Raw genomic sequence first — 25,448 nt, 5'->3', positions numbered from 1 at the left:
TGTAATAACGCCATTTCGGCGGGTATGGCTGCACGGATGGGGGTATAAACAAAGAAATCCGCCTATTTCCGGCGGATTTCTTTAGTGATGGTGGGTAGCGGATTAGTTCAGCGCGATCTGCCGGGATGGCGTTTCTGCTTTCGGCGTATTTATCGTGAGTTCGTGGGTTGTCGTCTGCACGCCGTTCGAGATTTCGACCGTGTAGACACCGTCGGGCAACTCGTTGACATTGAAGTTATAGCGAGATTTGGTTTCACCTTTGCCGGCGTATTCCGTCAGTAGTTTCCGTCCTTGTGCATTTTTGATGCAGATCGTTACGCGGCCGCCTTTTTGTTTGTCGAGGGCCAGACGAAGGTTGCCATCGATGGCCGTGTAGATGCCGACTTCATAGGCAGCCGCCTGTTTGACCGGGCGAACGATGGGCTTGGCAGTGCTGAGCGTAGCAGCCGATGAAACAAGGGTCAGGGCAATGAGCAGGGTGTTTACGAGCGTTTTCATGGTGTTGTGTGTTTTTGGGGTTGACTATGTTTTGTGTGCTTTACTTCCTGATTGGTGAAACAAAGATATAGGTTACGATGGGTACTATGCATTGCAAACTACCGGAACGGTTTATAATCGGGATGAGTGGTTTTTCTGCCAATAAACTGGGCTGAACGCCGTATCTTCGGACTATGATGAGCTACACACCGGCTGAAGTGCAACGGCTGCCGCTTTACCGAACCCCGGCACTACTGGCGTCTGTCGACGGGCTGATTGCTGCCGAAAGTACGCGGCATGGGGGCGTTAGTCCGGCACCGTTTGCATCGCTGAATCTGGGTATCAATACCGACGACACACGGGCTAATGTCGACGAAAACCGACTCCGCTTTTTCTCGGCTATCGGTGCCGACGGCCTGGACTTTGCCTCGTCGTATCAGGTACATGGGACGGCCGTACTGCACGCAACCGAAGCGGGGCGGTACGACGGGTACGATGCGCTGATGACCAATCAGCCCGGTTTGCTGGTGGGCGTCACCGTCGCCGACTGTGTACCCGTTCTGATTTACGACAAGGTACAGCGGGCGGTAGCGGCTGTCCATGCCGGCTGGCGCGGTACGGTTGGGCGGATCGTACAGAGTACCCTGGCGAACATGCAGCAGCAGTTCGGCACCCGCCCGGCCGATTGCCTTGTTTATATCGGTACGTGTATCGACGAAAATGCGTTCGAAATCGGACCGGACGTTGCCAAACAGTTCGCCCTGTCGCTGCTGCAGACTGACCCGCAAACGGGCCGTACCTGCGCCGATCTGAAACGGGCGAATGCCGAATTATGTCTGGCAATGGGTGTGCCCGCGTCGCAGATTGAGGTCTCACCCTTTTCGACCGTGCTACACAATCAGGATTACTTCTCGTACCGGGCCGAACACGGGCAAACAGGCCGGATGCTGGCCGTTATCGGATTAAAGGCTGCTTAAACAATGCCGGGTGAGTAGTGTTATAGGACTAATTAATAACACTAAACACACTTACTACAATGGGCATTCTGGTATCTATTCTCGTCGGGGCGGTAGCCGGGTGGCTGGCTGACCTTGTTTTCAAGCGATTTTCGTTTTCACTGATCGTACAAATTCTGCTCGGTATCGTCGGCGGTTTTGTGGGCGGTATGCTCTTCGGGAAGTCCGAAGGAGTTCTGGATAGCATTTTAACCTCGTTCGTCGGTGCCGTAATTGTACTGGGTATCGCAGCGCTGATCAAAGGTCGGCAAAGAGCGGTATAGAATTTAGGGAGACAATAGATTGTAAGAAGAAAGAAAAAAGACGTTGGCAGAGCGACACTGTATAGCCCGAGTTGGGACACAGTATCGCTCTGCCAACGTCTTTTTTTAGACCTAAAAGGTTTTTAAAACCTTTTAGGTCTGTCGGTCGGCTCACTGTGGTGAGCATATGTGTTAGGTAAGTCAAAAAGCCAGAACTCTATCTTTTCTCTTTCTTCTTACCTCTTTTTTCTATTTCAAGATTTGCCGCGAGATAACGAGTTTCTGAATCTCGCTCGTGCCTTCGCCAATCGTGCAGAGCTTGGCGTCGCGGTAAAACTTCTCGACCGGAAAATCTTTGATATAACCGTAACCACCAAAAATCTGTACCGCTTCGTTGGCAACTCGTACGGCCGCTTCCGACGCAAACAGCTTGGCCATCGCCGACTGCTTGGTCACCGTCTTGCCTTCGTCTTTCAGGTCCGCAGCCTGATAGGTCAGCAGTCTAGCCGCTTCTACGTCCGTTGCCATATCGGCCAGCTTGAAACTGATGCCCTGAAAACTGGCAATGGGCTGCCCGAACTGTTGCCGTTCCTGCGCGTAGGCTAAAGCTGCGTCGTACGCGCCCCAGGCAATGCCCAGGCTGAGGGCCGCAATCGAAATACGGCCGCCGTCGAGAACTTTCAGCGACTGCACAAATCCATCGCCGACCGCACCCAGCCGCTGGCTGTCCGGAATCCGGCAGTCGGTAAAAATCAGCTCTGCGGTTTCGGACGCCCGCATGCCCAATTTGTCTTCTTTCTTACCCCCCGCGAAGCCGGGCGTATTCCGTTCGATGATAAAGGCCGTCGCGTTGTGCGGGGTGTTGGGTTCGCCGGTGCGGGCAACGACTACGGCAACCTGACCGCTGCGTCCGTGCGTAATGAAGTTTTTGGCCCCGTTCAGCACCCAGTCGTCGCCGTCGCGTACGGCAGTCGTACGCATGTTGCCCGCGTCGGAGCCCGTATTTGGTTCCGTCAGTCCCCAGGCACCGAGCCATTCGCCCGTTGCCAGCCGGGGCAGGTAGTGCTCTTTCTGCGCTTCGTTGCCAAACAGGAGAATATGGTTGGTACACAGGGAATTGTGGGCCGCCATCGACAGGCCAACAGCTCCGTCGACCCGCGACAGTTCGACGATCGCCGTTACGTATTCGCGGTAGCCAAGCCCTGCCCCGCCATAGGCTTCGGGAACCAGCATACCCATGAGACCCTGTTCACCCAGTTGCCGAAACAGATCGGCCGGGAAATACTGACTTTCGTCCCATTGCCGAACGTTTGGGCGGATCAGTCGCTCGCTCAAATCACGCACGGATTGGGCTATTAATTCTTGGTTTTCTGCAATTTCGCTAACCATGTACGAATTGGTATTGATGAAGTGATAATACCCTAATATGCAAAAAAATACGGAGGTCGCAAACTATTTTGGACCCAGAATTGCGCTATGCTGTAGTTATGTCAGAAAAGGAATATTTTCTTGCTGGTAAGCAGTTTAGCGATTGATAATTCGGTTTTTAGCTACATCCACAACCTCCTTTTTACGTGCTGACGAGCAAATTTGAGGGGGCGGAACCGGCAACAGACTCGATGATCACCTGAACCACTTAGTCACTATAAGCGGCCAACCGAGAGCACTTATTGAAAAACTCCTATTTTTGCGCATACCAGTCAGTTGGGCGACTGGCCAATGTAGCCCTAACCAAGACATTACTTTTAACAAACTTATATGAAACTGGCAGTCGTAGGAACCGGGTACGTAGGACTTGTGACGGGGACCTGTTTTGCCGAAACCGGCAATCAGGTTACCTGCGTCGATATCGACGTACGGAAAGTTGAGAAACTTAACAACGGTATTATCCCCATTTATGAACCCGGCCTGGACATCCTCTTCAACCGTAATGTTGAACAGGGCCGGCTGACGTTCACGACCGATCTGGAAGAAGGCATCAAAGGCGCGGAAGTGATCTTCCTGGCGCTCCCCACCCCGCCGGGTGAAGATGGCTCTGCCGACCTGAAATACATTCTGAAAGTAGCGTCGGACCTCGGCCCGATCCTGAGTCAGTACGCGGTAATCGTCGACAAGAGCACGGTACCGGTCGGTACGGCCGAGAAAGTACACGCGCACATCGCCGACAACGCCAAGGTTGATTTCGACGTGGTATCGAACCCCGAGTTCCTGCGTGAAGGGGTAGCCGTCGAAGATTTCATGAAGCCGGATCGCGTGGTTATCGGTACGAAATCAGAGCGGGCCAAGACCGTGATGAACCGTCTGTACGCTCCGCTCGTGCGGCAGGGTAACCCCGTCATCTTCATGGACGAGCGGTCGGCTGAAATGACCAAGTATGCCGCCAACGCGTTCCTGGCAACGAAGATTACGTTCATGAACGAAATCGCTAACCTCTGCGAGCGGGCTGGTGCCAACGTCGACGATATTCGTCGTGGTATCGGTACCGACAGCCGTATCGGCAAGCGGTTCCTGTTTGCCGGTATCGGTTATGGCGGTAGCTGCTTCCCCAAAGACGTGCAGGCGCTGGCTAAAACGGCGAAGGATTTCGACTACGATTTCAAAGTGCTGAAGTCGGTGATGGAAGTCAACGACAAGCAGAAGGTGAAGATGTTGCCGTACGTGATGAACCACTTCGGTAGTGACCTGACGGGCAAAACCATTGCCGTGTGGGGACTGGCCTTCAAACCATATACCGACGATATCCGCGAAGCGCCCGCCCTCGATAACATTCGGGCCCTGCTGGAAGCCGGTGCGAAAGTTACCGTGTACGATCCGGAAGCGATGGAAAACGTGCGTAATATCATGGGTAACAGCATCGTGTACGCGCACACGCAGTACGCTGCCCTGGACGACGCCGACGCCCTGATGATCGTGACCGAGTGGCCGCTGTTCCGTACGCCCGACTTCGACAAGATGAACCTGCTGATGAAAAACCGGGTGATCTTCGACGGTCGTAACGTATACGAACTCGATCAGATGCGCGAGATGAACTACACCTACTACAGTGTCGGTCGCGAAGCGGTTACGACCCCCGTCGAGCAGAAAGCCTAATTATCGGTTTACGGTTTACAGTATCCGGTTCACGGTTGGCGCTGCTGCTGTGAACCGGATACTGTGAACCGAATACCGTAAACTACTTAAACCGAACAAATGAAACGAGTACTTATTACCGGTGGAGCCGGTTTTCTGGGGTCGCACCTGTGTGACCGGTTTATCAAGGAAGGGTATCACGTAATTGCGATGGACAACCTGATCACAGGCGACATCCGCAACATCGAGCACCTGTTCAAGCTGCCAAACTTTGAGTTCTATCACCACGACGTATCGAAGTTCATCCACGTACCGGGTGAGCTGGATTATATCCTGCACTTTGCGTCGCCGGCCAGCCCGATCGACTACCTGAAAATCCCGATTCAGACCCTGAAAGTGGGCTCGCTGGGTATTCACAATTGCCTGGGTCTGGCCCGGGTAAAGAAAGCCCGCGTACTGATCGCGTCGACCTCGGAAATCTACGGTGACCCAACCGTTCACCCACAACCCGAAGAGTACTGGGGTAACGTGAACCCGGTTGGCCCGCGTGGCGTGTACGACGAAGCCAAGCGATTCCAGGAAGCCATGACGATGGCGTACCATACCTACCACGGGCTGGAAACACGGATCGTTCGGATTTTCAACACCTACGGGCCGCGTATGCGTCTGAACGACGGTCGGGTATTGCCCGCCTTCATCGGTCAGGCATTGCGCGGGGAAGACCTGACGGTGTTCGGCGACGGTAGTCAGACGCGTTCGTTCTGCTACGTCGATGATCTGGTCGAGGGGATCTACCGCCTGCTGCTGAGTGATTACGCGTATCCGGTCAATATCGGTAACCCGTCGGAGATCACGATCAAGGAATTTGGCGAAGAGATCATCAAACTGACGGGTACAAGCCAGAAACTGGTGTTGAAAGACCTGCCGAAAGACGATCCGAAGCAGCGCCAACCCGACATCACGAAGGCTAAAGCCATTCTCGACTGGGAGCCGAAAGTATCTCGTGCTGAAGGACTACGGATCACGTACGATTATTTCAAAAGCCTGCCCGAAGAAGAACTGTACCGCGCAGCCTATCACCGGGAGTTCGAGAAAAAATAAAGCGAACGGCTTCGCGGTAGTCAGCGAAGCCGTATATTTGTCGCCTTACTGCGTTGAGCAGTAATACTTTAGCTGTCTTTAAAAACCTGCGCGCTTGCTGGCATGCAGGTTTTTTGTTTTACAGCGATTTTCGCTCCGTCAGCATACGGCGTTTCCGACCGACATGAGCCCGCAAAACGGTCGTTCGCCGAATGCTACCCGTTGGGCGAAAACAGTGCTGCCTGCCGAACATTTGCCCCCGTTGCCGGTTCTGTCTCAACACAAACTCAGCAACGTTATGTCTCAGGAAAAAGAAAAAATAGACAGTATGGTCGAGCGCACCCTGTCTGTTTTAGGGGGTGACTTATCCGCCACAACGCTCGACGAGGGAGCCGATCTGGTGCAGGAATGGATCTTCCTGGTTCGGTCCAATGTCAGTACGCAGTGGGTCGCCGAGCCGCTTGAAAAACTGCGCGACGCCATCTACAAAAACGATCTTCATGAAATCGACGGTCTGATGCATGGCTTGTCGGGAATGACCATCGACCTGGCCAACAACGCAGCCGCGAGCGAATACATCGCCGAGCTACGCAACGTATCGACTGTATTGAAAACCTTCGCTGACAAGCTGGCTGAGCCACAAGCTGGCCAACAGATCGAGCAAACCGACGAATCCAGCGAACCCGCGCAGTAATCGCGAATTGCCGTAGTAGAAACTATACACCAGCAGGCTGTTTGCCCTGCTCAACAAGTATAACCCTTAGAAATCATGGCACTTGACCAACATGCCGAGAATTTAATTGCCCTGACGAACAAAGCCTTCGGGGGCGATGCCAACAGCGTATCGATGACGGACGGTATTTCACTGATCGACAGCTGGACCAGTTTCCTGAAAACGGACCCGTCGACCGGAAACGACGTGCTGGCCGGCCTGAACGACCTCCGATCAGAACTGGCAAACGGAAATCCCGACACGACGCAGGTACAGCATCTGCTTCAGAACCTGTCGCAGCAGACGGAAAAGCTGGCCGGTTCGGTCGACGCGGACGATAAATCGACGCTGACGACGCTGGCGGGGTCGCTTCACGGCCTGAGTCAGCAGATCGGTGGGACGGGTCATCCGGCTCCTACCGGGGGTGAAGCGCCTATTGCCAGTACGGTAGGTGGGGAGTCGTCGCGCAGCGGAAGCGGTGCGTCGGCCTTGAGCGACGACGAGGATGATCTGACCCAGCGTCAGGGTGGTACGCGTGACGACGATAGTGACGTCGATTATATGGACGACACGACCGGCAGTGACGGCGGCATCCGGGCGGGCGAAGCCGAAGACGACAGCGCCTACAGTCCACAGAACGATAATTCAGCTGAAAAGCCGTCGCGTAGTAATGCATCGTACGTCAGTGGCATGGGCGTTTCGGGTGGTACCGCCGACTCCGAATCGTCGCAGTCGGAAGGCCGTTCACAGTACTAGTCAGGCATCCACGTAACAACGAGCGCCCTGTCAGACTCACTGACAGGGCGTTTCTGTTTATAAGTAGGACACACTGACTGGGAGAGCGGTGTACCTGGAAAAAGTAGGAAAAGCTGGCAATTGACTTATGCCACGGAGCTCAGCCTGAGTTAATCGCTAGTCATAAGGGGCCTTCACTGGCTTGCAACGCCACTTTTGACTAAGAATTATTGCGATGCGTATCTTATGAATAAAGCTATATATATTGTAAATTGTTGCAGCTGTTCGGGCTTTCCTGTGGGCTGAGTTTGTCTGTCTATGCTTGTCATGACGAACTCGTCCGAACGGTAAAATTAGACTATAGACCCCTGCATTCGTTACGAAGTGCTACGTTGCCCACAACGATTTATCGTGTATGAAATTGATCAAGCAAATTAAACTCTACTTCAAGGAAGGTAATTCCGATAAGGTGTATGAGGTCGATCTATGTGACGTTGGTTCTGAACAATATGTCGTTAATTTTCGCTTCGGCCGACGAGGGGCTACGCTGAAAGAAGGGACTAAAACCCCCAAGCCTGTAGCGCTGCTGGCTGCTGAAAACTACTTCAATAGCCTGGAAGTCGAAAAGCGGAAAAAGGGCTATCAGTCTGAAGATGAGGTGTTCCGGCCAATGCCGACAGGCATAGTCGATGACTCGAAACCACAAACCTGTGAAGCGGCTATTCTGAAACGACTGAGTGCACTCGCCAGTGGGCAAACGGCGTTCCGAACGGCCTGGAAACCGTCGCGGGTGATTTGGCGGGCGGGACAGCTTCGGCTCATTGAATCCGTTCCCTTCCTGATTCGGCTGGTCGACCGGGGCGACGAAATGCAGCGTTATGCCGCCCTCTGGTCATTGGGGCGTTGCGCTGATCCACAGGCTGCCCGAACGCTCCAGGTCTATTTCTCAAACCAGAAGTATGCCGATAAAATCCGGCGCGTGGCGGGCGAAGCGTTGCTGCACGTATTGAAAGACGACGAATTATGGGCGCACACGCAACGCATTGAAAGTCGGTTACCGCCGTCGGTTCAGCAGGCTCTTGCCGAGCCCGATGTTGCGACGCTGACCACGTTACTGGCGGATAGCGTGCAGAACCAAAGTCAACCGGACTATTCCATGCTGGAAGACTTGTACACGTTGACGTTGAATAAGCCGATTATCCGGGCGCCGTTGCTGAACGTGCTGCGAACTATTCCGCTGAAGCCGGGCTGGTTCCGGCATGTTCGGCACATACTAAAAATGGCGGAGTTGCGCGACGACTTCGAGGTTCAGGGTTTACTGGCCTATCGTTTCGAGCGCACCACGTCTTTCTTCCGCAAGCCGGCCTATTATCACTACGACGAGGATAGCAACGACCCATCGATCTATATCGCGGCTTTGGGGCAGCGCGTTCGCATAAGGGCGGAGCTCCGTAAGCCGGAGAGCCGGCTGGCGTATTCTAACCGAACCCGCAGTTATCTGCGGAAACGGCTGTTCCGGACGTTGATCCAGTTTGGCAAACAGAAAAGCGTCGACTACGTACGACTGGCAACGGCTATACTGCTGTCGTACGACAAAGCCACCGACTACCGACCACCACACAGCGAGATTACGTACAAGTGGGATCAGGCACAGCAGCGAAGTATACTGTATACTCGTCAGTACCCGGCCTACAACAACGCTTACCTGCTGAACTGGATTTTGTACGGCGGAAATGATAAGCTGGAAATCGACTACATGGGGTTGTGGCATTACCGTGAATTGGTTCCATACGACACTCAGGTTCAGTTAGATGCGCAACAGGCTGTCAAACCGATGGAAGGGGGCTTATTCGCCAGTCTGCTTAGCCGTTTTTCACAGTTACTAGGTAAACAGGCGACAGACACGACTCCTGAACACGCAGACACGCCAGCCCCTTCGGTTCGTGACGAGTATTTCCCGGAACTCTGGGATCAGATGCCGCAGGCGTATGTCCAACTGCTACTACGGGCACGAGTCGACGAAGTCCATGCGTTTGCTTATCAGAACCTGTGTCAACACGCGGCTTACCCAGCAATTGATGAAAAAATAGACGATCAGTTACTGCGGCAACTGCTGACTTCGACGTTCGAAATTCCGGCGCGGTGGGGCGTCGAGCTACTGCGTAAACGGCTGCCACACGGAGCGGATCGTTCGTTGGTGCTTCTTTTGTTGAATAGCCCCTTTGCTGATGTACGCAAACTGGGGCAGGAATGGATCGAACAGAACAGCCAACCCTTTGTCGATGATTCTGGCTTTGTCGTGGCGATGCTTTTTTCCCCCCATGACGAATTGAGACGCTGGATGAATCGCCTGCTCGCCAACGTAACGTTGACGGCTACGCAGCAACAAGTGCTGATTGGACGGGCAGTGGCCAGGCTGCACACCCTGACCGACAATACGGCTGAAACCAATGCGCTCATCGGCGATGCGACGCAAAGCCTACTTCGGTACACCGCCGATGCGCTTCCGTTGCTCAGTCAGCAGGTCGTGGCTGAATTACTGCAACTGCCCGTAGCATCCATTCAGGCGTTTGCGGTCAGGCTGCTGATTTTGAAAAACAGTCAACCTTCTGCGTCGGTCCTGGGGGCACTACTTACTAGTGCCTATGCCGACGTACGCCTGGCCGGGCAACAGCTGTATGCGGGTATGGTGTCAGGTCTGACAACCGACGCGACGTACGCTGATGAACTGACCGAGCTGTTGGTGCATGCGCTGATTCGAAAAGAAGTGGCCGAGGGCATACACGACGAACTGGCCATGGTATTGCGTGGTCCGCTGGTGACTTCGGTCGCTAAACTCGATCGGGCGACAACGCTGCGGTTGGTCTATGCTCATTTTCGGCCAGCGCAGGAACTGGGCCTGTTTATGCTGGACCGCTACCAGAACCCGCACGATCTTACCATTCGGCAAATCATCGCCCTGGGTAACCACGAACTGCTGGCCATCAGGCAGTGGTGCTGGAACTACTTCCGGCAGAATGTGGCGCGTATCCGCTACGAGCGCGATGAAGCGATCCGACTGCTGGATGCTACCTGGGAAGATACCCGACAGGCCGCTATGGCCTTTTTCCGCCATGCGTTTACCGAAACCGACTGGACACCAGAAACGCTGATCGGTATTGCGGATTCGGTACGACCCGATGTTCAGGCGTTTGGGCGTGAACTGATTACCCACTTCTTCACGGATGCCGACGGGCCGGAATTCCTGCTCAAATTAAGTCAGCACCCAGCGGCCGCCGTTCAGGTATTCACGACCAACTACCTGGAGCGATATGCGACTGACCAGCCCGATCGTCTTAAAGCGCTTGCTTTCTACTTTCGGTCGGTGTTGCTGCGCGTCCAACAGAGCCGAACGGCCAAAACCCGCGTCTTCGCCTTTCTCCGGCAGGAGGGGCTTAAATCGGAAGATAATGCCCGCTTTGTTGCCCGGATACTGACCGACGTGTCGGCTACAGCTGCCATTGGCGACAAAGCCAGCTGCATCCAGATTATGCGGGATTTGCAGCAACAATTCAACGAGTTACCCTTGCCGATTCGACAGCATCAACTGGAAATTCGGTAAGCTTTTTTTGACCTATCTCACCTTTTACCATGTTGAAAAATTATTTGGAACTCTCGGAAGATCAGGGAGCTGCGCATAAATTTTATGAAGTCACGGTTGAAGAAACGGCCGTGACCATTCGCTTCGGACGGATTGGCGATCATGGACAAAGCCAGACAAACTCATTCGGTGATGCCGCCGAAGCGACAAAATTTGCCGAAAAGAAAATCAAGGAAAAACAAAAGAAAGGCTATGCACTGGCTGTTCAGGGGCAGCGTCAAAAACGGGGTGTTACCAGGCGTGCCGTAGAGAGTAAGCCGGCTGCCGTAAAGCAAAGCCTGCCCATCCTCTGGCGGTTCAATACGGGCTCTGCCGCTTTTGGTATCTATGTAAACGAGCAAAACTGCTGGGCCGGTAACCAACGGGGCGACGTATTTCGACTGAATCACGATGGTGATGTTGGCTTACACTACCGGCTGCCCGACGGAGTTAAATGCATTGTCGCTGATAATGAGTGGATCTACGTCGGCTGCGACGATGGGAACGTCTACGATTTGACCGGTAAACGGCCGCGTCTGTCGTACGAAATCAATGACAACATTGAAATATACTGGCTCGACATCAACGATGGTTTGTTGGGTGTATCGGATGCAACCGGTAAAGCAACGATCATCAACTACGAGGACGAGGAACAGTGGAATAAACAGCAGGATGGTAAATCCGCCTGGATGATTCGTTGTGATGATCGGGGTAAGATTTTCTGTGGTGATTCGGCCGGAATCGTTTGTTACAATGGGCCTGACGGGCAATTCGAGTGGAAAGTAGCTACGGAAGGGTCAGTTCTCTTTGGCTGGGCTGAAAGCGACAAACTTTACGCGGCTACCGTCAGAAATCTGGTGCAGGCGTTTACGAAGACGGGTGAGCACCTGCGAAATTACCGAACCGACGCCGTCGTGTATTCGTGCGCCACGTCGCCCAATGGCGATTTTGTATTTGCCGGCGACAACTATTCCGCTATTTACTGTTTCGATGCGGCTGGAAACCGACTCTGGAAGTTAGCTACGGGCTGTGGATCGGCCCTGTCGATGCAGTATTTTAATGAACGACTCTATATCGTAACTACAGATGGCTTACTAGCTTGTATCGATGCCCGACAGGAAGCGATTACCGACGCCCAAAACGGAATTACACCGGCGGTGAAGGATGTTAAAATTGCCGCTACTGAGCTGTCGGCGGCTATCACGTCGACCGATACCGCTGTTCTGGAAACAACCGCCGACACAAGCGGTATACGGGTACGCTGTGTGAAGGAGGGCGGAAAACTACGGGTAAGGCCAATCTCGGAAGGCTTTCATGCCGACTGGCACGTTCAGTTCCCTAGGAACCTTCGCCAGGAAAACACAACCTATGTTGTTGACGAATTGAAGGAAGCCGCGCAGGGTGGCTTCTACCGTGTATTCGGTAATATTCTGAAATATACGCCCAACTGATTTTAGACAAACCATGCGCTTCAACTATAAATTCGGTGGCAGCACATCCGTAGTCAGTAACGCCAACTCGTTGGGTATGTCGTTCGCCCCCGACGTTAATCGGAGTCCTACATTTTTTGTTGGGAAACTGCATCGGAAACTGGCATTTCGGGAAGCTATTTCGGCCTTGCACGATGTCGTCGTATCGGATATGCGCTTCGTTCCGCGCGACAAGACCGCCTATAAGGAATGGGCCGCACAGCAGGAAGCGATCTGGCTCTCGGAATTTATGGCCGATCAGCAGATCGATGACGGGAAAGAACGAATTGCTAAGGTTAAGACAGAACTGGCGTCGTTGTACCGCGATCAGGATCGGGTTATGAAACCGTTTTACGAGGCACGGCAACGCTACTACAAATACCTCTACGAACGCGATCGGGATGCCTGGTTTGTGCTGGACCCCGTTATCACTGTACATCCCGACGAGGTGTTTTTCGAATGTTTCTCGCAGGATGAATCGTCATACGGAAAACTGTCGGCCAACTACAATGTATTCAAGCATATCAGCGAATACGCCTGCGGTACCACCAATATTGATTACTCGTCAGCGCTTTACAACGAGTTTCAGAAAATTCGCGACTATAAAGAAACCGATTTCAAGATCGATCCCAGTGGCTTCGACGTGCAGACAACTGATGAAGACGCGTATAAAGAAGTAAAAATCGATCTGCCCGATAGCTGGGTGCGTGGATTCCTACAGGTAAGTTCGGCTATGACGCTGCCGGCAACGACGCTCGAATTGCATCCGATGGATGTGTACGGTATTTGCTCGCTGCTGCGTCGGTTCAAGGAAAAAACAGGGCCAAGGTCCATCCGATTCCAACTCACGCCCGGCAAACCGATCAAACTGGTGTTTGACCCCTGGGGCAAAGAACTGGTCTGTAGCCGGTCTGTTTACGAGGGGACTGCGGCCAGGGAAATTCGGATTTGGGGCCGTCGCCGATTGCTTATTCTGGAGCGATTGATTCCGGTGAGTCGCCGGTTCACGGTTCACCTGCTGGGGTCGGGTTTGCCCTCATTTTATGTAGCCGATCTGGGTGATATGAGCTTTACGCTTGGCCTTTCAGGCTGGTCGGCCAACGATTGGTCGCGGCTGGGTAATTTTGACCTGATGGCCCCGCGTGCCGACGTGCCGCCAGCTACGGCCCAACTGATATTCGAGACGCTCAAGCAAAATTGGTACGAAAAGCCCGAAGCGCTGGCTAAACGAATGGGGTTGGACACGAAAGTCGTACTGGGCGCACTCGGAGCCTATACACAGGCGGGGCGGGCCATTTTCGATTTACAGCAGGGGGTTTACCGGGTTCGGGAACTGACGCAGGCCCCACTACCGATGGCGCAGCTGCGGTTTGACAACCCGCGTGAAGCCACTGCGCACCAGTTGTTCGACGACAAGGCGGTTCAGGTCACAGCGACCGCCGAATCAGAAGGGGTCCGCCTGATGGGTGCCGTCAAAACCGAAAGCCGGACATATAACCCCAGCCTGGTAATCGATGCCGACGAACGACAGGTAAAAGGCAGCTGTGATTGTGGTTTTTATCAGCAGAACAAGCTTCACAAAGGGCCTTGTGAGCATATGCTGGCGCTACGGATCGCCTATCGAAACCAACTGACGTAGGCGGTTTGGGTAGCGATAAATTCTGTGTACGTAACTAAAAACAAATAGTGTATTGACTCTTTGCAGAGTAACCAGTTCGGTATAAATTTGTGGAATCAAGTAGCAAAACGGTCAGGCACGCAAAAGACCTTGCGTTTCCTTCGGGAAAAGAACGATGTTTCGTCGTTCGTGCCAACTGACTTCACACGCATCATTACGTGCAATCGTTACTGTGGGGGGCTTCGTACTAGGGGCACCTTTTCGGTACGACTCCTGCGGACTAAAAGGTGCCCCTAGTACGGCCCCCCGGGAGTGGATTGACGTAATCCTGAGATTGTTCGAAGGCCGTGTCTGACTGTTTTTGTTTTCTCCCATCTGTATCGCTGTTTGCCTGCACCAGTCAACTCAGGAATACCCCTGTAACATGACTCGTCAGGAAATTTATGACCGAATCCGTGGGCTGGGTTCAAAAGATTCGTTTGTGCTAGCCGAGATGAAACGGCTTGGTTTCTGGGAGCCGACGACCGATATGCCCGGTCTGCCGGAGCAACTCATCGAACGGCAGGGCCAGCTTCAACGAGAGCTGAACGAATTACTGGAGAAGCAGCGCCGGTACGAAAATCGGAAAGCCATGCTGGCCGAGATGCGGAAAACCCGTATGGCCGAATCCAAACGGAAGCAGCAGGAAACGAAGCAACGCAACGAGCAAAAACGCCAGGAACGGGCCGCGCAGTGGAAACGGCAGCAGGAGCAGACGATTGTTTACCTGGGCGAAAACGTCTCCGGTGGTTTACAATCAGGAACGGCCAACAACGACCAACTGCGCCGGTTTGGCCTTCCGGATTTCGACAGCCCGCTGGCGCTGGCTCAGGCAGTCGGTGTAACGCTTAGCCGGTTGCGCTTTCTGGCGTATGATCGTCCGGTGTCGACGGTGTCGCACTACAAGCGGTTCTACCTGCTCAAAAAATCGGGTGGTAAACGTTTGATTTCGGCACCGATGCCGTATCTGAAGACGGTCCAGTACTGGATTCTGGAGCACATTCTTCGAAAAATTCAGCCCACAGAACACGCGCACGGCTTTACGATCGATCGATCCATCGTAACCAATGCGCAGCCACACACAGGCAAGGACGTGGTGGTGAACCTGGACTTAAAAAACTTTTTTCCCAGTATCAGCTACCGGCGGGTCAAAGGGTTGTTCGTGATGATTGGGTATGCCGAAACTATAGCGACCATCCTGGCGCTGCTTTGTACGGAACCTGACAGCGACATGATCGAGCTTGATGGCAAAACGTACTACGTTGCCAAGGGAAGTCGTGTATTGCCACAGGGGGCACCGACCAGCCCTGCCCTGACCAATATGATCGCCTACCGCCTTGACCATCGGTTACGGGGTGTTGCGAATAAATTCGGCTATATATACACGCGCTACGCTGATGATTTAACCTTTTCTGCATCGGACGAAGCGGCCGGGCGCGTGGGGCAACTGCTCTGGTCGATCAGGCAAGTGATCGACGGGGAGGGTTTTGTGCTGCACCCGGACAAACTGCAGGTGATGCGCAAGGGAAGTCAGCAACGTGTGACGGGTCTGGTTGTGAATGACCAGCTAGGCATCGACCGGACTACGCTTCGGAAGTTTCGGGCCTTGCTGCATCAGATTGAACAGTCGGGATGGCAAGGCAAAACGTGGGGTAAAGGCCAGATTCAGAATACCGTATTGGGTTACGCCAATTTTGTCGCTATGGTGAAGCCAGAACAGGGAAAGCGGCTCGTAGAGACGGTCAAAAGACTGATGCTGCCCGCTGTCGAGTCGGCAGGTGAACTGCCTAGGCAGGAACCGTCAACTAATGGTCAAATCAATCAGCCTCCGAAGGATACGAATTTATCGACGGATTGGTGGGATGTGCTGTAAGAACGAGCGCCCTGTCAGACTTACTGACAGGGCGCTTTTCTTTATTAATTAGGTTGCGACTAGCTCAACCGGTCTTTGAAGCTTTCGTAGCCGTATGAGCGTACTAGTGAGAAGCTGTTGTCTTCTTTCCAGACGCCAATGCTGGGCAGGTTAACGCCGTTGAACGTGGTTGTTTTCACCATGGTGTAGTGAATCATATCGTCGAATACGAGTTTGTCGCCGATAGCCAGAGGTGCGTCGAACGAATAGTCGCCCATGAAGTCGCCGGCCAGGCAGGTCATGCCGCCGAGCCGGTACGTTGGCTTACCGGCTACCGGTTCGTGGTACGCATTCAGGATGCGTGGCTTGTACGGCATTTCGAGCGTGTCGGGCATGTGTGCCGCAAACGAGGTGTCGAGGATAGCAACGTCGATGCCCTGACTGTCAACAACATCCAGAACCGTCGAGACGAGGACACCCGTTTGCCAGGCGATGGCCGAGCCGGGTTCGAGAATGATGTCGACGTTGTATTTGGTACGGAACGCCTTGAGCAGCCCGATGAGGTGTTCGGTATCGTAGCCTTCGCGGGTCATCAGGTGACCACCGCCGAAGTTGACCCATTTGGCCTGATGCAGCAGCTTATCGAAGCGTTCTTCAAGCGCCGTCAGCGTTCGTTCGAGCGTAAACGAATCGTTTTCGCAAAGCGTGTGAAAATGAATGCCTTCCAGACCGTCGGGTAGCTGATCGGGCAGTTGATTGCGCGTGGCACCAAGCCGGGAGCCGGGTACGCAGGGGTTGTACATCTCCGTGGCTACTTCCGAATACTGCGGATTGACGCGGATGCCGCAGGAAACGGTCGGCTTACCGTCGGCCTGCTGTTGGGCGTTGTAAGCCGCCACCCGCTCATTGAACCGATCCCACTGACTCCAAGAGTTAAAGGTCAGGTGACTGCTGCGTGTCAGTACCTCGTCGAACTCGTCGTCGCGGTAGGCCGGGATGTAGGTATGAGCCGGTACGTGCATGTAGTCGTTGACCAGCCTGATTTCGTTGAGCGACGAGGCCGTGGCACCACTCAGGTACTCGCGTACGAGCGGGAAGGCGCTGTACATCGAAAAGCCTTTCAGGGCCAGAATGATGGTGATGCCGGCCGATTGCTGCACCGAGTCGATGAGCTGAAGATTCCGGCGGAGTTTGGCTTCTTCGAGTACGAAACAGGGGGAGGGAATACTCGTACCGGTTGGATTGTCGAGGTACTGTAGCAGGGGCGAATTCATACCGCAAAGGTAGGCAGGGCGCAAGGGCCTGCCAAGTTAATTCCCCGGCCCGAAGGTGAACGGTAGGTTATACTTTACCTGCACGATCCGGTTGCTTTGGGTGCCGGGTTTCCAGCGGGGCATCTCCCGGACAAGCCGAATGGCTTCCTCGTCACAACCGTAGCCGAGTCCTTTCAATACCTGCACATCCTGAATCTGCCCTGTCTCCGTGATAACAAACGAGACAAACACACGCCCGGAAATCCCGGTCCGAGCTGCTTCGGCCGGGTAGCGTTGCCGGCGCTTGATGTAAGCTTTCAGTGCGTTGTATCCTGCCGGAAACTCGGGTTGCCGTTCGACCGTGACAAACATATCGTTTGGATTTGGGGCAAGCTCTACCTGTTGGGTTGGGGCCGGTTCAGGCTGCAGCGAAGGGGCCGAGCAGGACGTAAATGAGATAAATAGACCGTACAGGAAGAGATTTCGCCAAGTTCGCATGTTGCTTTGCTTAGTCACCCCGCCCGAAAAAGACGGGTATGTTAAATTTCACCCTCTCCGCTCGGCCGCTATGGGTGCCGGGTTTCCAGCGGGGCGTCTCCCGGACAAGCCGAGCCGCTTCCTCATCGCAACCGTAGCCAAGTCCTTTCAATACCTGCACGTCCTGAATCTGCCCCGTTTCAGCGACAGTAAACGAGACAAATACGCGTCCGGAAATGCCAGCCCGAGCCGCTTCGGCCGGGTAGTGTTGGTAACGCTTAACATAGGCTAGCCATGCTTCATGTCCGCCCGGAAATTCGGGTTGCGTTTCGACCATGGCACATATGAAGTAAGCGGGATCTGGAATGTCTTCTTGCTGTACTGGTGTTGTATCAGGCTGTAGCGATGTGGTCGAGCAGGACACAAATGAGATAAATAGACCGTACAGGAGAAGGTTTCGCCGGATTCGCATAGTGCTGTTGCTTAGTTGGCCATGTCGAAGAGGATGGGCAGATTATACTTTACCCGAACAATCTTGCTGTCCAGTTTACCAGGTATCCATTTGGGCATACGTTTGACCAGGCGAATAGCTTCTTCATCGCAGCCCATGCCGATGCCTTTAAGCAGGTCTACGTTCTGTATGCTACCATCGGTGTTGACAATAAAGGCGACAAAGACCCGCCCTGAGATGTTTGCTTTTTTTGCCGCTTCGGGGTAGATCTGATTTCGCCTGATGTAGTCCTGTAATGCGCTCGGTCCTCCCGGAAATGATGGCTGTTTGTCAACGACGGTATAGATTTCACCCGTTTGTTTGGGCTCACGCAGCAGCAGATCCTGTGCAACGGCAGACTGGGCAGACAGGGGTTTGTTGAAACAGAACAGCAGGCAGAGCAGCAGGGGGACAAATCGGATGTATGTCATGGTGTAAACTGTTTTAATACAGATGCACGAACAGACACGAATGCACAGCTATAAACACAAAAAGTCCGGCAGGCTATGCGCCCACCGGACTGTCGATGCACCGTCGTAGTCGGTTAGTTGGCTACGTTGATGCGGTACGTGAAAGGTGAGCTGTAGAAAGCACCCCCCGTTATGTTAGCACCCGTATTGGTTGCCGAATACGTTTTGCCGTTCGTGAGCCGCATCACCCCCGTAACGGTGAAATAATCGCTTGCTGTGATGTCGGTATCGGCCAGCTTCACCGCGCTCAGGGCTTCGGTACCCGTGATCGTTAACGTCGCACGGGGGTAGCCCGTCGTGGCGTCTTTGGTGAAGTTGGTCGGCGTGAGCGATTTCAGGGCTACGGCCGCAACGCTCTTGGTGCCGTTGCTCGGCGTCGCGTCGACAAAAGCAATCGACAGATCGTAGGCGGCAAACTGAGCACCGGCGTCGGGCGTGACGGCCTCGGTTACCAGCTCCAGCTTGGTACCGCTCAGGTTGGCTTTGCTGACGCTGAACGTGCTATTGCCAGCCGGGTATGGCGTAACCGTCCGCATGTAGCCGCCGTTCTCCAGCGTCTTATCGTCAATGCGGCTGACGATGTCTGTCTGACAGGCTGCGATGGCAAGGCCGACAAACAAAAAGGATATGATCTTTTTCATGAACAGATACGTATCGTTTGAATCGGGAATGTGACCTATCGGAACAGGCTGGTCGGGTTGTTATCCCAGAACACGGGTACCGTTACGCTGGCTTTCTGCTTGGCGTTGGCGTTGCGGGTGATGTACGAGGCCGGGTAGTAGAACGAGCGGGCAAACGCACCGGGGCTGGGGTCGAGGGCCGGCTGCTGATTGGCGGGTTTACCCGTCCGGCGGTACAGGTTATACGACTCGATACCGTTGCCGTAGAGCGCCAGCCAGTACTCGGTACCGATCACGTTGAGCCGTGCATCGTCGGTGGTGGCTGCGTCGTAGCGGGCCAGTACGGCATTGACATACTTCGTCACCTCATTCGACCAGACGATTTCATTCGCCGACTCGTAGGTTGCGATTTTGCTGCTTTCCGTCGTGCCGAGGACCATTGTACGGACGTCGGCCATCGACTTCTCGATAGCTGATTTCAGCAGGTCGCGGGCTGAGCCGGTCGTGCCCAGTGTCAGGGCTGATTCGGCCAGCATAAAGTCGACAAACGAGCGCATCATCATCGGGTGAATACCCGCGCCACCGGCTCCGGCACCCAGCGATACCGGTACCCCGGCGTTGTTGTCATACAGGCCGCCAGCGGGATAAACGCCCCAGGCTGTACGCAGCAGCCCATCTGGTGGAATCCCCTCGTTGCTCAGGTGGTCGCGCCCCCAGTACCCTACGCTGGTCGGCAGACAGAAGACGTCGGCGTCCGAATAGTGCGATGGCTTACTGTTCGTAATACACCGTAGTACGTTGACGTCCGTCGGGTTCCGCACCGTCTGCCGGTAAAAATAGAACCGCATACGTGGGTCGGGAAAGCCTTTCGCGGAGTACATTGTGCCCATGTACGAGTTCGACTGGTAGTCGCCACCGCCCGATGGCGAGTACTGATCCCGGTAGCGGGGATGCCGCGTGTCGGGGTTGGTCAGGTTCGTGCCGAACTTGAACACGAAGTTCTGCGCGTTGGTCGAAATCAGCTTGTTGCCCGCGATCAGCGTATTGATAGCCGCCGTCGAACCCGACTTGTCGATCAGCCGTCGGTTCAGATAGATTTTCAGCTTCAGCGTGTTGGCCGTACGAATCCAGCTATCCGTCGTCCCTCCGAAGATCAGGTCACCGGTAGCGCCAGCGCTGGAGGTAGCCGAAAAGTTCTCGATGGCTTTGTCGAGTTCAGCCAGTGCTGCCGTGTAAATCGAAGACCCTGCGTCCGTTTTCGGGTTGAAATTGGTGGGGTCAATCGCTTCCGTGTACGGCACGTCGCCGAATGCATCGACCAGGTTCACCATCGTCGACGCCCGCAGCGTCCGGGCGATACCGGCGTGGACGAACAGTTGCCGCGATTCAGCGAGCGGGATAAGCGTCTTGACATCGGTCAGCAGGCCGGCATAGGCCGTTTCCCAGACACCGTTGTAGCCCGCCGGCGACACGGCGTTGTCATAAATAGCCGATGCCTGGTTGAGCATCCGGGTCAGCCGCATGCCCGAGTCACCGATACCGTTGAAATGGTCCCGGTACGTCAACTCGATGGAGTTGAGCAGGTAGTTGATGTCGGTATTGCTGGTCGTTACGGCGTTGGGGTTGTCGAGCAAGTCGAGTTTGCAGGCACCCGCCCCCAGCATGCTAGCCGCCAGTAACGTAATTCCTATATATCGTTTCAGCATTTGATAAGGCTTGTTTTAGTAGATCCGACGCGCAGGAGCGAACCCGGTGCGCGTCGAAATCAAATCCGATTAGAACGTCAGCCGCAGGGTACCACCCAGCCGCCGTGAGCTGGGGCCCGTCAGGAATTCAAAACCCATACCGTTGCCTACGCCAAGGCCCAGGTTGTCGGTATCGAAATTGAGTCCTTTGGGGAAGTAGAGTGCCCGGTACCAGAGGTTATTACCCGTCAGCGCGATCGATGCACCTTTGATACCGACTTTGTTCAGCAGCCGCTTGGGTAGGCGGTACGACAGCGACACTTCCTGTAGGCGGACCGTCGATCCGTCGAAGATCCGACCTTCGTCGCCGAAGAAGTAATAGTTGTTGAAGTAGAAATCCGACGCGGTGATCTGCGTGGTGTTCGGCGTACCGTCGGCCAGTTTGACACCGGGAATAATCATCGTCTGCGCCCGGTCGATACCACCCGCCAGCGCATTGTCGATCGTCAGACCGCGACCCAGCAGGGCACCTGCCGTAGTCGAATACATGGCACCACCGTGGCGGTACGACACCATCACTTCCAGCGACAGATCCTTGTAGGTGAAGTTGTTAATCAGACTGGAGGTAAAGGCCGGGTTCGGATCACCCAGCACGATCGGCGAGGTCGTCGTCAGCAGGTAGCCACCCCCGTCGATCAGGTATTGGCCCTGCTCGTTGCGCCGGAAACCGGTGCCTTTGATCACGTTGAAGGGTTGACCGACCACGGCGTAGTTACCGAGTGCGCTGCCGAAACCAGCCACCTGTACTTCCTGCAGGGTACCACCCAGGTCAAGCACTTTGGGGCGGTTGCGCGAGAAGACGAGCGTCGGTGTCCAGGCGAATGACGCCGTTTTGAAGAACGTGCCGCTCAGGTTCAGCTCGATCCCTTCGTTACGAATCTTACCGATATTGATTGTCGTGTTGGTGTAGCCCGTCGATGCGTCGAGTGGGCTATACGTGATCAGGTTGCTGGTGTTGCGCTGGTAAACGGTGAGGTCGAAGTTCAGCGTGTTGTTGAACATCCGTCCTTCTACGCCCGCTTCGTATTCGGTATGCAGCTCCGGCATCAGGTTGGGATTACCCAGCGTGTTGTCGACCGAGTGCGTCTGTACTGTAGTTCCAGACGAGTTGAGCCAAGCCCGTGCACTCTGGTTCAGTACATTCCGGGTGCTGTACGGGAAGGGGAAACCCGCTGACGTACCGACACCGGCCCGCAGTTTCAGGAAGTTCAGCACGCCACCGCCCTGCATACCCGTAAAGGCCGTCGTCGGAACGAATGACAAACTGGCCGAGGGGTAGAAGATTTCCCGGTTTGGTACTTCCACTGTCGAGGTCCAGTCGTTCCGGCCGGCCAGGTTCAGGAAGAGGTAGTTATTGAAATCCGCCGTTACTTCCCCGAAAATACCGATCCGGGTTTGCTCGTTAGAACCATTATAGGCTACGTTGTCGATAAAGTTGTTGTGCCGGAACAGGTTGCGGGCCAGCTGATTCTGACTGATAACCGAGGTCGAGTTATAGCGGTCGTTCCGCATGTTGGCACCCAGCCGGGCCGAGAGCGTAAACTTGTCGTTGACGGCTTTTGAGTACGACAGAATCGCGCTGTTGTCCCAGATCGTATTCCGAACGTCGAAGGTGTTGTAGAAACCGTTGACCAGGTCAGCGCCACCTTTGTTGAACATGTACTGCTGATTTTCCGAGTACGTATCCAGCCCGACTTTGTAGAGGAAGGTCAGGTCTTTGGCAATGTCGTAGGTCAGCGATGTCGAGGCAAACAGGCGATTGACGACGCCCGTCGTCTTGTAATTGTCCAGAATCCAGCGTGGGTTCGGAATGTCGTTACCGCTGCGGAAGTAGACCGAGCCACCCGTAATGGGGTTTTCGTACGGCCAGCCCATCAGGTCGACCTGCCGGGGGGTGTACATTACGTTGGCGAGTACCGACGGAAAGCCGCCCAGCGTGTTATTGCCCTGTCCGGCGTTGAGTGGGGGCGAGTACTGATCGGTATTGGCGAAGTTAAGCGACGTAACGATGCTCACCTTCTTGCTCAGCTGCGCGTTGATACCCAGACCCAGGTTCAGCTTGCGCAGGCCGTTGTTCGGGATGTAGCCTTGCTCGTTGTGGTAGCCCGCCGATATGTTGTAGCTTACCTTTTCACCGCCACCCGACAGGTTGAGCGAGGTTGTCGCGACCTGACCCGTACGGAAGAAATCTTTCACGTTGTTGGGGTAGATCTGCATCTGATATTTCCCCAGCGACGATACATAGGGGGCCATCGCTTCCCGCAACGACGCCAGACTGAAGAAGGCGTAGGGGTGGTTAGTCAGCGCTGTATTGGTATTCTGCGAGGGATAGGCGTAGGCTTCGGGTAGGGTGGGGCCGAAGTTGCTGAAGAAGTACCCCAGGTTTTGCTGGAAACCACCCACGTAATCGTTCTGATAGGTGGGCAGATTAGCGGTATTGGTAAAGAACGACTGGGTTACGGCTACTTCCGTCGGCCGGGCCGAGCGGGTGCCGTTTTTGGTCGTCACCAGAATAACGCCGTTACGACCCTGATCGCCGTAGGTCACGGTAGCAGCCAGCCCCTTCAGTACGGTTACGTTTTCGATATTATTGGGATCGAGGTCCAGAAAGCGGCTGGAAGCCGACTGACCGCCCTGCGTAAAACCATCACGCGTGTTGGTGTTCGAGTTGAACGGCACGCCATCGACCACAAACAGGGGCTGCGTCGAACCGGTGATCGACGAATAACCCCGGATGGTGATGTTGGTGCCCGTTCCGGATACGCCCGACGTTGCCGTGATGTTGACGCCCGGAATCTTACCCTGCAAAATACGACCAACGTCGGCCTGCGGGCGATCTTCGATGAGCTTCTTGTCGAGCGCGGTAACGGCATAGCCGAGGGCCTTTTTCTCGCGGGCAATCCCCTGGGCAGTAATGACCACCTCCTGGAGCTGCTTGTTATCGGGTGACAGCACCACGTCGAGTACCGACCGGGTACCAACCTGAACCTCCCGCGAGGTCATCCCTACAAAGCTGAATACCAGCGTGGTATTATCGTTGGGTACGTTGATCGAATACTGTCCGTCCGCGTCGGTTGTGGCACCGACCGTCGTTCCTTTTACGACGACGGATACTCCCGGAATGTCGGTTCCATCTTCACCAGAGGTGACCTTGCCGGTGATTCGCCGGGACTGACCGTAGGCGGTTGTGCCCAGGAGCCAGATCCCCAGTAAGCACATTAATAAACGTTTTGCCATAAGCACGTCATGTTGAATTGTTGGGTGAGCATTAATGAATGTTAAAAATAGATGAAAATTGGGAAAAGATTAAAAGTAGCTTAAAAACTGATAAAAGAAAATTCGTTAAATTATACTTCTATGGACATAATATTCTAATAATAGTGGTAAAGGCGATACTATAGTTTGTTTGTGGGTATTGGGTACTAAAAGTAGATAAGTGTAATTACTGAGTAGTATTTTGCGGTTATCACGTATAAATTACAAGCTGATGCTTACTTAGCATGCGATACAGGCGCAGACAGGCGCAGTTACTATAACGGACTGATGCGGTCATAAAGGCCAGAAATCCGCAATGGCCCGGTATGATGGGGCAGGTATTCTGCTTTATGTTCGATACCAGCAGCAACATGGCTAGACAAACGGGTCGTTTTTTGATGAGCGTTATAGGGCTCTGGCTACTGATGGGCAGCGTCGCGCTGGCACAGGTAAAGCCGTCGATTCGGGTGCTGGCTATCGCCGAAGCGGGGGGCGTCCATCAGCCGTTTGTGATGGCGGCCAAACAGTGGCTGGCAATGCTGGGCCGCGAGCAGGTGTTCTCCGTTGATTACATCACGACGACCGATTCCATTGACCGCCAGTTTCTGGATCAGTATCAGTTATTCATTCAGCTGGACTATCCCCCTTACCGGTGGACCGACCGGGCAAAGGCAGCGCTCGTCGACTACATCGAACAGGGGCGGGGCGGGTGGATCGGCTTTCACCATGCCAGTCTGCTGGGTGAGTTCGATGGTTATGGGCTGTGGCCGTGGTTTTCGCAGTTTATGGGCGGTATCCGCTATAAGGATTACATCGCCAGCTTTGTCACGGCGACGGTGCGGGTCGAGAACCGGCAGCACCCGGTGATGCAGGGCGTACCGGCGTCGTTTACGGTTGAGCGGGAAGAATGGTACACGTACGACAGGAGCCCACGTCAGACTGTTGACGTGCTGGCGACCGTCGATGAGTCGACCTACCAGCCCGATTCACCGAAGAAGATGGGCGACCATCCGGTGATCTGGTCGAATGGGCGGGTCAAGGCGCGAAACGTTTATTTCTTCATGGGACACCATCCCGACCTGTTCCGAAATACAGCCTATACGACTATGGTACGCAATGCCATTCGATGGGCCGCCCGCTTACCATCGAACTAGCACCGTCACTGGCTCGACGGCATACACCGACTTCCCACCGGCTGGTTGTACCGCTT

General features: G+C 54.4%; 20 protein-coding genes. 11 read left to right on the top strand and 9 right to left on the bottom strand.

The features are described 5' to 3' along the window. Positions 1–102: 102 nt before the first annotated feature. Positions 103–498, bottom strand: a complete 396-nt coding sequence (locus CLV58_RS04265; RefSeq protein ID WP_106136541.1) for a T9SS type A sorting domain-containing protein — start codon at positions 496–498, stop codon at positions 103–105. Positions 499–671: 173 nt separating this feature from the next. On the opposite strand from CLV58_RS04265, the gene pgeF reads away from it, so the two are divergent. Further along, positions 672–1,454: a peptidoglycan editing factor PgeF gene (pgeF, locus tag CLV58_RS04260; RefSeq protein WP_245882202.1), complete on the top strand. Its 783-nt coding sequence runs from the start codon at positions 672–674 to the stop codon at positions 1,452–1,454. 59 nt (positions 1,455–1,513) lie between these two features. Beyond that, positions 1,514–1,756, top strand: coding sequence for a GlsB/YeaQ/YmgE family stress response membrane protein (locus CLV58_RS04255; RefSeq protein ID WP_106136539.1), 243 nt, complete (start codon positions 1,514–1,516; stop codon positions 1,754–1,756). Between the two features lie 228 nt (positions 1,757–1,984). Here the strand turns inward: CLV58_RS04255 and CLV58_RS04250 are convergent, their stop codons facing one another. Then, a complete protein-coding gene (locus tag CLV58_RS04250) occupies positions 1,985–3,124 on the bottom strand; it encodes an acyl-CoA dehydrogenase family protein (protein ID WP_106136538.1) in 1,140 nt (379 codons plus the stop codon). Positions 3,125–3,493: 369 nt separating this feature from the next. Between CLV58_RS04250 and CLV58_RS04245 the strand changes: the two genes are divergently transcribed. From CLV58_RS04245 to CLV58_RS04210, 8 genes are all read left to right on the top strand, one after another. Next, complete coding sequence (locus tag CLV58_RS04245; RefSeq protein WP_106136537.1) at positions 3,494–4,825, top strand: UDP-glucose dehydrogenase family protein; 1,332 nt, start codon at positions 3,494–3,496, stop codon at positions 4,823–4,825. Positions 4,826–4,924: 99 nt separating this feature from the next. Beyond that, entirely contained in the window at positions 4,925–5,905 is a 981-nt protein-coding gene (locus CLV58_RS04240) for a UDP-glucuronic acid decarboxylase family protein (protein WP_106136536.1), read from the top strand. A gap of 277 nt (positions 5,906–6,182) precedes the next feature. Beyond that, positions 6,183–6,578 carry a hypothetical protein gene (locus CLV58_RS04235; protein ID WP_146141355.1) on the top strand — a complete coding sequence of 132 codons (396 nt, stop codon included), beginning with the start codon at positions 6,183–6,185 and terminating at the stop codon, positions 6,576–6,578. A 75-nt stretch (positions 6,579–6,653) separates the two neighbouring features. Beyond that, positions 6,654–7,352, top strand: a complete 699-nt coding sequence (locus CLV58_RS04230; RefSeq protein ID WP_106136534.1) for a hypothetical protein — start codon at positions 6,654–6,656, stop codon at positions 7,350–7,352. A 394-nt stretch (positions 7,353–7,746) separates the two neighbouring features. Beyond that, positions 7,747–10,932, top strand: coding sequence for a WGR domain-containing protein (locus tag CLV58_RS04225; RefSeq protein ID WP_106136533.1), 3,186 nt, complete (start codon positions 7,747–7,749; stop codon positions 10,930–10,932). 29 nt (positions 10,933–10,961) lie between these two features. Then, a complete protein-coding gene (locus CLV58_RS04220) occupies positions 10,962–12,401 on the top strand; it encodes a WGR domain-containing protein (RefSeq protein WP_106136532.1) in 1,440 nt (479 codons plus the stop codon). A 13-nt stretch (positions 12,402–12,414) separates the two neighbouring features. Next, the gene (locus tag CLV58_RS04215; protein WP_106136531.1) at positions 12,415–14,058 is read left to right on the top strand and encodes an SWIM zinc finger family protein; all 1,644 of its coding nucleotides are present in this window, start codon (positions 12,415–12,417) and stop codon (positions 14,056–14,058) included. A 403-nt stretch (positions 14,059–14,461) separates the two neighbouring features. Beyond that, positions 14,462–15,949 carry a reverse transcriptase family protein gene (locus tag CLV58_RS04210; RefSeq protein ID WP_106136530.1) on the top strand — a complete coding sequence of 496 codons (1,488 nt, stop codon included), beginning with the start codon at positions 14,462–14,464 and terminating at the stop codon, positions 15,947–15,949. A gap of 59 nt (positions 15,950–16,008) precedes the next feature. Here CLV58_RS04210 and nspC read toward each other — a convergent pair whose 3' ends face one another. The 7 genes from nspC to CLV58_RS04175 form a co-directional block, all read right to left on the bottom strand. Next, positions 16,009–17,202 (bottom strand): carboxynorspermidine decarboxylase, encoded by a 1,194-nt coding sequence (gene nspC / locus CLV58_RS04205; protein WP_106136529.1) that lies wholly within the window; start codon positions 17,200–17,202, stop codon positions 16,009–16,011. Positions 17,203–17,238: 36 nt separating this feature from the next. Then, on the bottom strand, positions 17,239–17,679 hold the full coding sequence (locus CLV58_RS04200; protein WP_106136528.1) for an energy transducer TonB: 441 nt from the start codon (positions 17,677–17,679) through the stop codon (positions 17,239–17,241). A gap of 10 nt (positions 17,680–17,689) precedes the next feature. Further along, entirely contained in the window at positions 17,690–18,130 is a 441-nt protein-coding gene (locus CLV58_RS04195; protein ID WP_106136527.1) for an energy transducer TonB, read from the bottom strand. Between the two features lie 11 nt (positions 18,131–18,141). After that, positions 18,142–18,579: an energy transducer TonB gene (locus CLV58_RS04190; protein WP_106136526.1), complete on the bottom strand. Its 438-nt coding sequence runs from the start codon at positions 18,577–18,579 to the stop codon at positions 18,142–18,144. Positions 18,580–18,692: 113 nt separating this feature from the next. Then, a complete protein-coding gene (locus tag CLV58_RS04185) occupies positions 18,693–19,259 on the bottom strand; it encodes a hypothetical protein (protein ID WP_106136525.1) in 567 nt (188 codons plus the stop codon). Between the two features lie 35 nt (positions 19,260–19,294). Next, positions 19,295–20,944, bottom strand: coding sequence for a SusD/RagB family nutrient-binding outer membrane lipoprotein (locus CLV58_RS04180; protein WP_106136524.1), 1,650 nt, complete (start codon positions 20,942–20,944; stop codon positions 19,295–19,297). A 69-nt stretch (positions 20,945–21,013) separates the two neighbouring features. After that, on the bottom strand, positions 21,014–24,220 hold the full coding sequence (locus CLV58_RS04175; RefSeq protein WP_106136523.1) for a SusC/RagA family TonB-linked outer membrane protein: 3,207 nt from the start codon (positions 24,218–24,220) through the stop codon (positions 21,014–21,016). Between the two features lie 416 nt (positions 24,221–24,636). Here CLV58_RS04175 and CLV58_RS04170 point away from each other — a divergent pair, with 416 nt between their 5' ends. Next, positions 24,637–25,392 (top strand): ThuA domain-containing protein, encoded by a 756-nt coding sequence (locus tag CLV58_RS04170; RefSeq protein ID WP_245882201.1) that lies wholly within the window; start codon positions 24,637–24,639, stop codon positions 25,390–25,392. Positions 25,393–25,448 lie beyond the last annotated feature (56 nt).

The sequence above is a fragment of the Spirosoma oryzae genome (genome assembly GCF_003002825.1).
Lineage (GTDB): Bacteria > Bacteroidota > Bacteroidia > Cytophagales > Spirosomataceae > Spirosoma > Spirosoma oryzae.
This window is presented reverse-complemented; position numbering and strand designations above follow the sequence as displayed.